At 40.1% G+C, this 9,040-nt stretch carries 7 protein-coding genes; 4 read left to right on the forward strand and 3 right to left on the reverse strand.

Translation table 11 applies throughout. The annotated features are described in order from the left end of the window. From EI164_RS12310 to EI164_RS12325, 4 genes are all read left to right on the forward strand, one after another. Positions 1-501: SidA/IucD/PvdA family monooxygenase (locus EI164_RS12310; protein WP_225739272.1), on the forward strand; the 501-nt coding region annotated here is incomplete at its 5' end. 26 nt (positions 502-527) lie between these two features. Next, a complete protein-coding gene (locus EI164_RS12315) occupies positions 528-1,121 on the forward strand; it encodes a GNAT family N-acetyltransferase (RefSeq protein ID WP_192520251.1) in 594 nt (197 codons plus the stop codon). Between the two features lie 42 nt (positions 1,122-1,163). Then, positions 1,164-1,895, forward strand: a complete 732-nt coding sequence (locus EI164_RS12320; protein WP_060490650.1) for a thioesterase II family protein — start codon at positions 1,164-1,166, stop codon at positions 1,893-1,895. A gap of 251 nt (positions 1,896-2,146) precedes the next feature. Beyond that, positions 2,147-3,544, forward strand: a complete 1,398-nt coding sequence (locus tag EI164_RS12325) for an MATE family efflux transporter (protein ID WP_192520252.1) — start codon at positions 2,147-2,149, stop codon at positions 3,542-3,544. A 23-nt stretch (positions 3,545-3,567) separates the two neighbouring features. Here EI164_RS12325 and EI164_RS12330 read toward each other — a convergent pair whose 3' ends face one another. From EI164_RS12330 to EI164_RS12340, 3 genes are all read right to left on the reverse strand, one after another. After that, on the reverse strand, positions 3,568-4,728 hold the full coding sequence (locus tag EI164_RS12330; RefSeq protein WP_192520253.1) for a siderophore-interacting protein: 1,161 nt from the start codon (positions 4,726-4,728) through the stop codon (positions 3,568-3,570). A gap of 391 nt (positions 4,729-5,119) precedes the next feature. Continuing rightward, on the reverse strand, positions 5,120-6,388 hold the full coding sequence (locus EI164_RS12335; RefSeq protein WP_192520254.1) for an MFS transporter: 1,269 nt from the start codon (positions 6,386-6,388) through the stop codon (positions 5,120-5,122). Positions 6,389-6,417: 29 nt separating this feature from the next. After that, the gene (locus EI164_RS12340) at positions 6,418-8,847 is read right to left on the reverse strand and encodes a TonB-dependent receptor (RefSeq protein WP_192520255.1); all 2,430 of its coding nucleotides are present in this window, start codon (positions 8,845-8,847) and stop codon (positions 6,418-6,420) included. Between the last annotated feature and the right edge of the window lie 193 nt (positions 8,848-9,040).

Genomic DNA, 9,040 nt, shown 5'->3' on the forward strand with positions numbered 1-9,040 from the left:
TATTCTAGCAGTTACTCTCTATTTATGAGTGTTCTTATTTATTGGGGGGATTACCATATCAAAGCGAAAAAAAGTCCGATTAATGTCAACATGCTCATTAACGTACGCTTGAACGATGTAGAGAAAAAAAATGACCAGACACTCTCCTTGCAACTGAATCATCTAGATTTAAATAAAGAATTTAAGGTGGATACCCAAGCACTGATTTTAGCACTAGGCTACGAATATAAAACACCAGAATTTATCCATTCTATCTCTGAAAAAATCAATAGAGATGACACGGAGGGGCGTTATCAAATCGCTCGGAACTATAGCATAGATGATGACGAAACTATCTTTGTGCAAAATGTTGGCTTGTATTCTCATGGTATCTCTGTGCCGGATCTCGGCATGGGATGTTATAGAAACTCGATCATCATCAACCAAATATTGGGTGAAGAATATTATCAAGTAGAGAAAAAAATAGCGTTCCAAGACTTTCTACCCAAAGCATTACAATAGCCTTACTATAATAAAGAGAGCTTGATATGCCAAACCTATCGCAAATATTGCCAAATAATTATGAAAAAAAAATAGCGGACACAGTATATGGACTAAGGCAAATTCAATACCCCGACGATATGCCACTGATATATGACTGGATGCATAAAGAACACGTTATCCCGCAATGGCAATTAAATGAGCCGATGCCTAAACTACTGGCCTACTATGAAAAGATGATTGTAGACGACCATCAAAAGCTTTATTTCATAACGATAAATGGTAGGGCTGTGGGGTACATTGAAGTGTATGAAGCGGCCCGAGATCGTGTCCGTTTATATTATGATATTAAGGCGGCAGATATGGGCTTTCATATCCTACTAGGAGAAACGGACGTCGTCGGTAAAGGCTATGCTAAACCCATTATACGGTGCCTAACGGATTTTATATTCCAAAACAGTCGCGCTCGTAAAGTTATCGTAGAGCCTGATAGCAAGAATAAACCCATGTCGAAGATCTTGAACGCTTTGTCTTATGAGCCTCAAGGTGAGCTTGATATGCCCGAAAAAGTGGCAATGTTATATTTTTGCTACCGGGACACTTTCTATAACGCTCAAAATACGTCACCGGTAAGCGCTTAAGGCGTCATCAATGATAAAAAACGTAGGGTACAAAAGGAAAGCATGACGACATATGATATGTATTGTTTACCGCCAGCAGGGAGTAGCTCTATGTTGTATAGCGCTTGGCAAAAACTACTCCCAAGCTATCTTAATGTGATACCAGTAGAATATCCAGGCCATGGTATTAAAATGAGCACGCCATTATGCGATTGTCCAGACGTTCTTGCCCAAGAAATCGCTGAAAATATCAATCGAGACGTTAGCAAAAGACAGCACTCTTTTGCACTTTTTGGGCATAGTTTGGGAGCAGCGTTACTCTGGAAAGTCATTAATTATTTAGATGCGTCTACTCGCCCCTTTCTTAGTCTCATTATCGTCAGTGGTAGACCAAGCTATCAGCATACTCGGCATATGCCACTCAAGCATTTATTAACGGATGAGGAGTTAATTGAGGCATTAACGCATTATAACGGCACACCAAAAGCAATTCTTGACAACAAAAACACCTTATCTTTCTTTTTACGTATTTTGCGTAATGATTTTTTAGTGAACGATAGATTATTAGCAGACAATCCAAAGAAGACCACCGTGCCGCTACTGGCATTATATGGCGATGACGACACGGATATAGCTGACAAGACCAAAATGGATGCTTGGTCAGCTTATAGTGAAAACTGGCTAGGAAGTTACGTTTTTGCAGGCGGTCATTTTTATTTTAACAATCGTGAGGTGTGCAAAGAGATGCTACAAATAGTCACTTATGCCATTGAGTATACAACAACTACCATCTGATATATCGAACCGTATATAAGAACGCAGCATAAGTACCCAATATAAAAGCTGGTATCCGCCCAGCATTTAGTAATAAACCCCTATCGCCTTATTTTTTGAAGCCTATTTAAAATGACAGGTAGTGTTCTAAAAAGTATGCTGGCGGGAAAATCTCATAAAAAATCCGTGCTTCTTTCTCTGGTTTTGCAAGGCTTTCAAAGCATTAAAAGTTGTTCAAATTTTAAGCAGCATACTTTTTGATACACCACCAAATGACAAACTCTACCATCATTAAACCTATTTTAAAGCTTGCTATTCCATTGATACTCATACAGCTTTGCCAAGCCTCGCTCGGTATCGTTGATGCGATGGTTGCTGGACAATATAATTATAAAGATCTAGCCGCCGTGGGTTTAGGCAGTGCCATATGGACACCTGTCTTTCTTTTTTTTACGGGTGTGTTATATGTCTTTGTTCCTAAATTTGCCGCCCTTAACAATACTGTTGATACCAATAACGCCGATGCCAATAACATTTATCACGGCAATACACATATAGCGGCTCAAAAGCTCTTTTTACATGCCAAAAACGTTGCTTTTTGGCTGTCTATTATTGGATTCGTAATCATTGAACTATTAGCCTTTTCAGTCACTTGGTTTATTCAAGATGACGAGGTCAGTTTAATCACGAGAAATTATTTAATGTTTGTTGGCCTTGGGATGCCAGGTATTATTCATATGCTTATGTATAGAATAACGGGTGAAGGGAATAGTACCCTAAAACCTATTGTTTTAGTGAGCTTTCTACTGGTTATTATGAACGCTTGTCTGAATGTTATTTTTATCCATGGTTTTTTAGGGTTTCCTGAAATGGGTGGGATGGGATGCGGACTGGCGACGGCAGTAAGTGGGTATATCGCTTGTATGTTTTTAAAAAAACAGATTACTCAACAGTTACCTTGGGTTGCCAGTGCTGGTCATTCGGTCTCTGGTAATAATGTTTCTGTAGACAAACAAGATAGTAAACGCTTACTCATAGAAGGATTGCCCATTGGTTTTTCTTTTTTACTCGAAGTCATGGCGTTAACCGTGTTGGCTTTTTTAATCTCCACCTACAGTATTCGGCACATTGCTGCGCATCAAATTGTTTTAAACATCACCTTGGTTGCGTTTATGATTCCTGTGGCTATTGCGAATGCAACAACGATTCGCATCGCCTACTTTAATGGTATAGCGGATGCGTCAAACGCTGCAAAAGTGGCAATATTCACCCTGTTGGTTACGGTGGTGTATGCAACGATTATGGCCGCCTTATTAGTCGTTTACGATGATAAGATAGTGGGCTATTTTACCAATGACGATGGCGTAAAAGAGATAGCCACCATTCTGATGACATATGGCGCTGCTTTTCAATTTTTTAGTGCCATGCAAATGCTCATCAGTGGTGTTTTACGAGGTTTTGAAGATTTCGTAAAACCCTTATTGGTGATACTTATCAATTATTGGCTATTTATTGTTCCCATCGTTATCCTCTCTATTAAATTTAATTGGATAATGAGACTGTGCGTTGAAGACATATGGTTATTAATGGTAGTGGGATTGGCGGTGTCGTCATTTGTTCTTGCCATAGTATGCCGAAGAAAGTTTAAACATATACAGCTAGGCAGCTAGGCTGGACTAGCCGCCTAGCCATATCAATCAGTAGTGGCTTTCCAATATCCTTTAATATGGTTCTGCTTGCCAGTTAACTGGCGCTCATTACGTAAATAATGACGCACGACTTTACACGCCTTGCTTTCAAACGCGCCCCATACCCCGTCTATAGACTCAATATCTTTTAATATCTCAAGGGTTTTTAATCCTTGTTGATTATATGGGCTGACAATACGATGAATAGTCGCTCCTACCGGAAATTCATTATCGTCAAAGTAATCTTGTTCTAACGGTTGTTGACTTAAGATAACAATATGAGGCGGTATATCGTTTTGCCAAAAGTCCAGAATACCCGCCAAAGCAGGATAAGCCGTTTCATCAGCAATTAACACCGTTTGCCCCTCCTGTAAATGCGCGTGCTTGTCATCGGTTTCTGTACGACTAAAAACAATATCGCCCAAATTTACTGTTTCAATCCATAAGCTACCTGCACTATTTCCATGCGTGAACACATCCATATAACCTTGATTATTAAAATCAGATTTTTTACTCTTCCAAGCCGAGCGTAGTGTGTACAGACGAATATCTTTATTGATGGTTTTTACAATCTTTTGCCTTCTATCACTAGATACTTTTTTAAGCAGCCATAAGAATGCTTGATTGCCTCGTTTTTTTACTTGTTTGTTAACCTGTTCTTTTATGGAGGTGGTTAGCGAGGTGGTTTGCTGCTTGTCTGCTACTGTCTGCTGAAGGGGGAGGGTATTCAGTACTTTTAGTATCATTCCATAAGCATAGCCGGCATAATTTTCTGGTAGCGGTGTCTCACTATGTAGCGTCAACCGCGTCATGTTTGGCGTTAATTTTTGTTTACCAATCACCTCAAAGTAATGCTTTTTATTACCTGTTAAATCGCGACCTTGCTCCGCCATCGCAGTATATGCCAAATAAAGCACCTGTTCTTCTAAATCACCTTCAAGTTTAAAATCGACAAACAACTCTTGGGCTTTATTATTTACCTGTGCTGATATCAGCATCCCTTCTTTATAAATATCTATAATAAGAGGATTTGTAATTGCTAAATCGGGGTAATAATACGCTGCAATCGCTTGTACTTCTTCGATATGGTCTTGATTAAGATGCTCGATGATGTCTAACTTGGCATCTATATCTGCTATCGGCGTAAAGGGGCGGGTGGCTGGCATAAGGTAACCTGTGCTGTGCTAGTGAATAGAATTTAGGGTTTATTAAACAATTAACGGACCCTAGCGTAATAGAAGAAAATGTGTAGAAGCGATACTATAGTTGCCCACCCTTAAAGAGTTACGATGTAAGACTCGCTTAGCCTACTACTGTAGTACTTGCAATTATCTGCCGTGTACCACTTTTAAGGTTGATTAAGACTAAGGTCTGTCTAGGGCATGTCTCCAATTGGATTATAGAGATAAAAATGAGATAGATTGTTGTCAAACGCGAATAATTTCGCAGTTAATATAGACATATTGACTACGAATTAGACAAAGTTTGGCGGTAATATAGCCATTTTTAGCCCATAAATTGTAAATGAAGACACGCCCTAGATTAAGTGACTGAGATCTAGCTATTAAACATGGTTTGTTTTGCGCGCATAAATAAGACAATGATGAGGGTGAGAGAGATACTTGCCATTAGCACTTTGCTGTAGCCAAACGTATTGGCTGCCGTCATCGCTACACCTGCACAAACAAAGCCCATAAAAGAAAAAGTACCCAGTTGCAAGGTAAAGAACGTGGCTTTGGCAGATTTTAGGCTGGCTTTATCCATCGCAATTGTGGCAACAGTCGTCATGAGTGCAGGGTTTACTAAAAAGTAGGTGGTCACTGCACTATATACCATAAGCTTATTGGTGTAACCATAGCTTAGAGGTAAAAATAACATCAGTACCAAAGCTTGCGCTACCGTTAACATGAGCAATGTTTTAACTCGGCCCATTTTGTCAATAAGAAGACTGGCACTAAGCGCAGAAATCACCCCAATCACAGAACCGTATACTTTAGTCACAAAACCTATATCTGCAAACGTCCAGTGCGCATCCACCAGTATTGGATTCAATAGGGTAAAGCCGGCACTAAATCCGACAGGGTAAATTACTAATAAAATAAACCATGCCAGATTACTTCTTATAAATTGCCACATGGCGACTAACAAGATAACTAACGAGCGCGTTAAAGACGTCTTTTGCACAAACTGCGTAGCGGCTGTACGGGTATCAGCATTTTCTGGTAACTCTATTGTCGGCTCTACATAACGCAGCAGTTGTAACCATGAGATACTTGTTAATAACGCTAGCACAAGCAGTGCCCCTTGCCATTGTAGCCAAGGATATGCCATAAGTATCAGGCCACCACCAATAATATTACCCACAAGATTACCAGAGAACTGCACACTGTTTGCTCGTTGCCGCTCATTTTTACTAAAGATTTTGTTCGCAAGGCCATCTATCGCAACATCTTGCACGCTCACGGCCAAAGCATAAACAAGCATTAATCCTATCATTAGACTAAACTGTGTCGCAATATCTAGCATGCCGATGATAACCAATAAAATCATCATTAAAAACTGCGCTATAAGTAACCAACTACGATAGCGTCCTTGTAGCCGTCTATGCATAAATGCGGGACGAATAAGATCTATAAATGGGGCGTACAGTATCTTTAATAATAGCGGTAAGGCAATGATGTTTAATAAAGCAATTTTGTTTAATGGCATCCCCATATCGCGCATAATAGCGACTGAAGATGCAAAAATAAACGCCAGCCCGATATACTGAGTGATATAAATACTGGCAAGCAAAACCCAAGGCTTGCGATTGGAAGATATCCTCATCTGTTGTTACCTTAATAGTAGTGACAGTCTTAATAGTAATAACTATATTTAAGACCATAGCTTCTATCAGTTCCTAATATACCAACATTCATCGGATATATTTTTATATGCTCGTAGCGTTCATCTGTTAAGTTTTTACCCCAAATGCTTAGTTCGTGGTTGTAGTTGGTGAGTCCTAGACTAGCGTCAACCAAACCATAACTCTCAAGCTCAATACCATTGTACGCTTGCGCATAACGGTCACCCACGTAGCGATATTTTGCATCAGCGAACCACTGCGCTTTACCAAATACTGGCAATGTAAACAGTAAATCATCGTTGTATTGCATACTAATACTGCCACTGAATTTTGGCACTTGTGGCATGTGGTTATCTTCTGCCGTTAGCGGTAACATCCCCGGTCTAGCGGGTGGTGGTACTTCGCTAGCATCAGTGACCTTTGCATCGGTGTAGGCAAGTTGGGTTTTTATCTGCCAATTATTGGTCATTCGCCAATCTGCGGATAGCTCGATACCTTGACTACGGCTATCAACGTTGAACGTTTCACTTTTATATTCAGGAGGTGAGGCTGTTACGCTCATATGGTCGTCTTTCATTTTGTTACGATAAAGTGCCAACCCCAAATTTAAGCGATTGTCTGCACTGCGATATTTTGTACCAATCTCAGAGGCATCAATTGTCGTCGGCTTGTAATATGCAAGGGGGTTACCATAAGCCATGTTATTGTCATAATCGGCAAACCCACCGAACTTATGACCGCGTGATTGTAGTGCATATACCCGCCAATTAGGACTTATAGCATAGCTCAAACCAAAGCGTCCCGTCGTTGCGGTGTCCTCCAGCGTTTTACTGCCACTTTTTACATCATTACCCAATGGGTTATTATCATTGCCTTGCCAAACGGCATCGTGTGTTTGCTCTTCATTTGCCAAACGTAGCCCTGCTATCACATCTAGACTTTCGGTCGCAGGATACGTTATTTCACCAAATATGGCTTTCGTCTGGGTATCAAATGTTTTATCGGTAATTGCGTTGTTCGCACTACCAAGAGTGCTGTTTTTCAATAACCCATCTGGCATGTCATTTAAGTTCATTCGGGCATCGTTTTTCCACACCCTATCTTTGTTTGCGAAGTAGAGTCCTGCGACCCACTGGACTTCGCTCTCTGGCTTAGAGACCAATGTTATTTCTTGCGAAACCTGTTTAATCGATTCCTCTAAGTATTGACGATTGTTATCAGGATGGGTAAGAACCTCACTAAATATGGGCTGTTGGTCTTCTGGAATTCGGTATCCGCTGAATTGTAGGGACAACATCTCTGGCGGTAGGTAGGGGCGCAGAATATCGCTATCATAATGGTGATAACCTGTTTTTGACTCTATATCAGCAAAATCAAAAGCGGTACTATTCACCACTAAATTCAGGCCCTTAGCGGTGTTTGTATTTTCATGTGGTAGATTAAACGTGGCAACTTTATAAGTATCAAAATCTTTTTGTAGGACAGGAACATTATTGGTTTGCTCATCATGATAAGCGGTTAAGACGACATTATTGTCTTCGTTATCATCATGCCAACGCAACTTGGCTTGTATGCCTTGTTTGTCTTTTTTATTAAGCGGTTTGCCATCTTCTCGTTTTATCAGACTATTATCACGTTCCTCCAGCATACCTGCAATGCGAAAAGAAACATTATCCGTTATAGGTAGATTTAGCATCGCCTCGCCACGCTTAAGATTATGATTACCCACACCCACACTGACCCTGCCTTCTGTATAATCTGATGGGTCAAAGGTTTTGATAATGATACCACCAGCCTCAGCACTTGAACCCAATAGCGTCCCTTGAGGACCTTTTGCGACTTCAACTTTTTCAACATCAATTAAGTTTCGTGCCAATCCCGTTTTACCATTGCTGATACCATCTATTCGGACATCAACAGAATTATCATCAAGACTGGTAATACTTAACGAGCCTGTACCACGCATCCATAGTGTCGAGTAGCCCACATTACCACCATCGTGGATATCTATACTAGGTACATCTCGCAAGGCATCTGTTACCGTCACATATTGCTTGTCTTCAATTTCTTGCGCGTCAATCGTATCAACCACAAAGGGGGTCTTTAACTCGTCTTCTTCAATACCTCGAACATTAACAGTAATCGCATCAAGGGTGACAGTAGGCATGTCATCAGATGTCATTTCATTAATACCATTATTTTGTTCAGCGACCTCTTGCCTCTCAGCAAATTGTTCCGCATTAAAGGTTTGCACATTTGAGGACAGGCTATTTTCATATGGGGCTGCCAATGCTGTGGTAGGAATATATAAACTGAGTAATGGCGCTAGATATAAGGAGGGTATATATAAAGCATTAAATTTTTTAGTCGTTTTGATATCCTTACTGAGATGACGGTCACTGAGATAATATTGAAGGGAAGATAATTTGCTAGGCAACATATATAAATCCAAAGTAACATAAATGAAAAATAATGTTAATGATAATCAATATCACTTACAAAGTTAACACAAATTTTTAGACTATACGTAATTATTTAATAAAATCGGGAAAGTTACCGATTTATATCAATTTATCATTAGGACTTACGCAACAATCAGTCTAGGCGAGCGTAACTGCTCGCAGAGATAGTCA

It is taken from the genome of Psychrobacter sp. FME13 (assembly GCF_014861395.1).
GTDB lineage: Bacteria > Pseudomonadota > Gammaproteobacteria > Pseudomonadales > Moraxellaceae > Psychrobacter.

Excerpts from the sequence above, each read along its gene's own strand:
- EI164_RS12315 (WP_192520251.1), top strand. The coding sequence starts at position 528 with ATGCCAAACCTATCGCAAATATTGCCAAATAATTATGAAAAAAAAATA.
- EI164_RS12320 (WP_060490650.1), top strand. The coding sequence starts at position 1,164 with ATGACGACATATGATATGTATTGTTTACCGCCAGCAGGGAGTAGCTCT.
- EI164_RS12325 (WP_192520252.1), top strand. The coding sequence starts at position 2,147 with ATGACAAACTCTACCATCATTAAACCTATTTTAAAGCTTGCTATTCCA.
- EI164_RS12330 (WP_192520253.1), bottom strand. The coding sequence starts at position 4,728 with ATGCCAGCCACCCGCCCCTTTACGCCGATAGCAGATATAGATGCCAAG.
- EI164_RS12335 (WP_192520254.1), bottom strand. The coding sequence starts at position 6,388 with ATGAGGATATCTTCCAATCGCAAGCCTTGGGTTTTGCTTGCCAGTATT.
- EI164_RS12340 (WP_192520255.1), bottom strand. The coding sequence starts at position 8,847 with ATGTTGCCTAGCAAATTATCTTCCCTTCAATATTATCTCAGTGACCGT.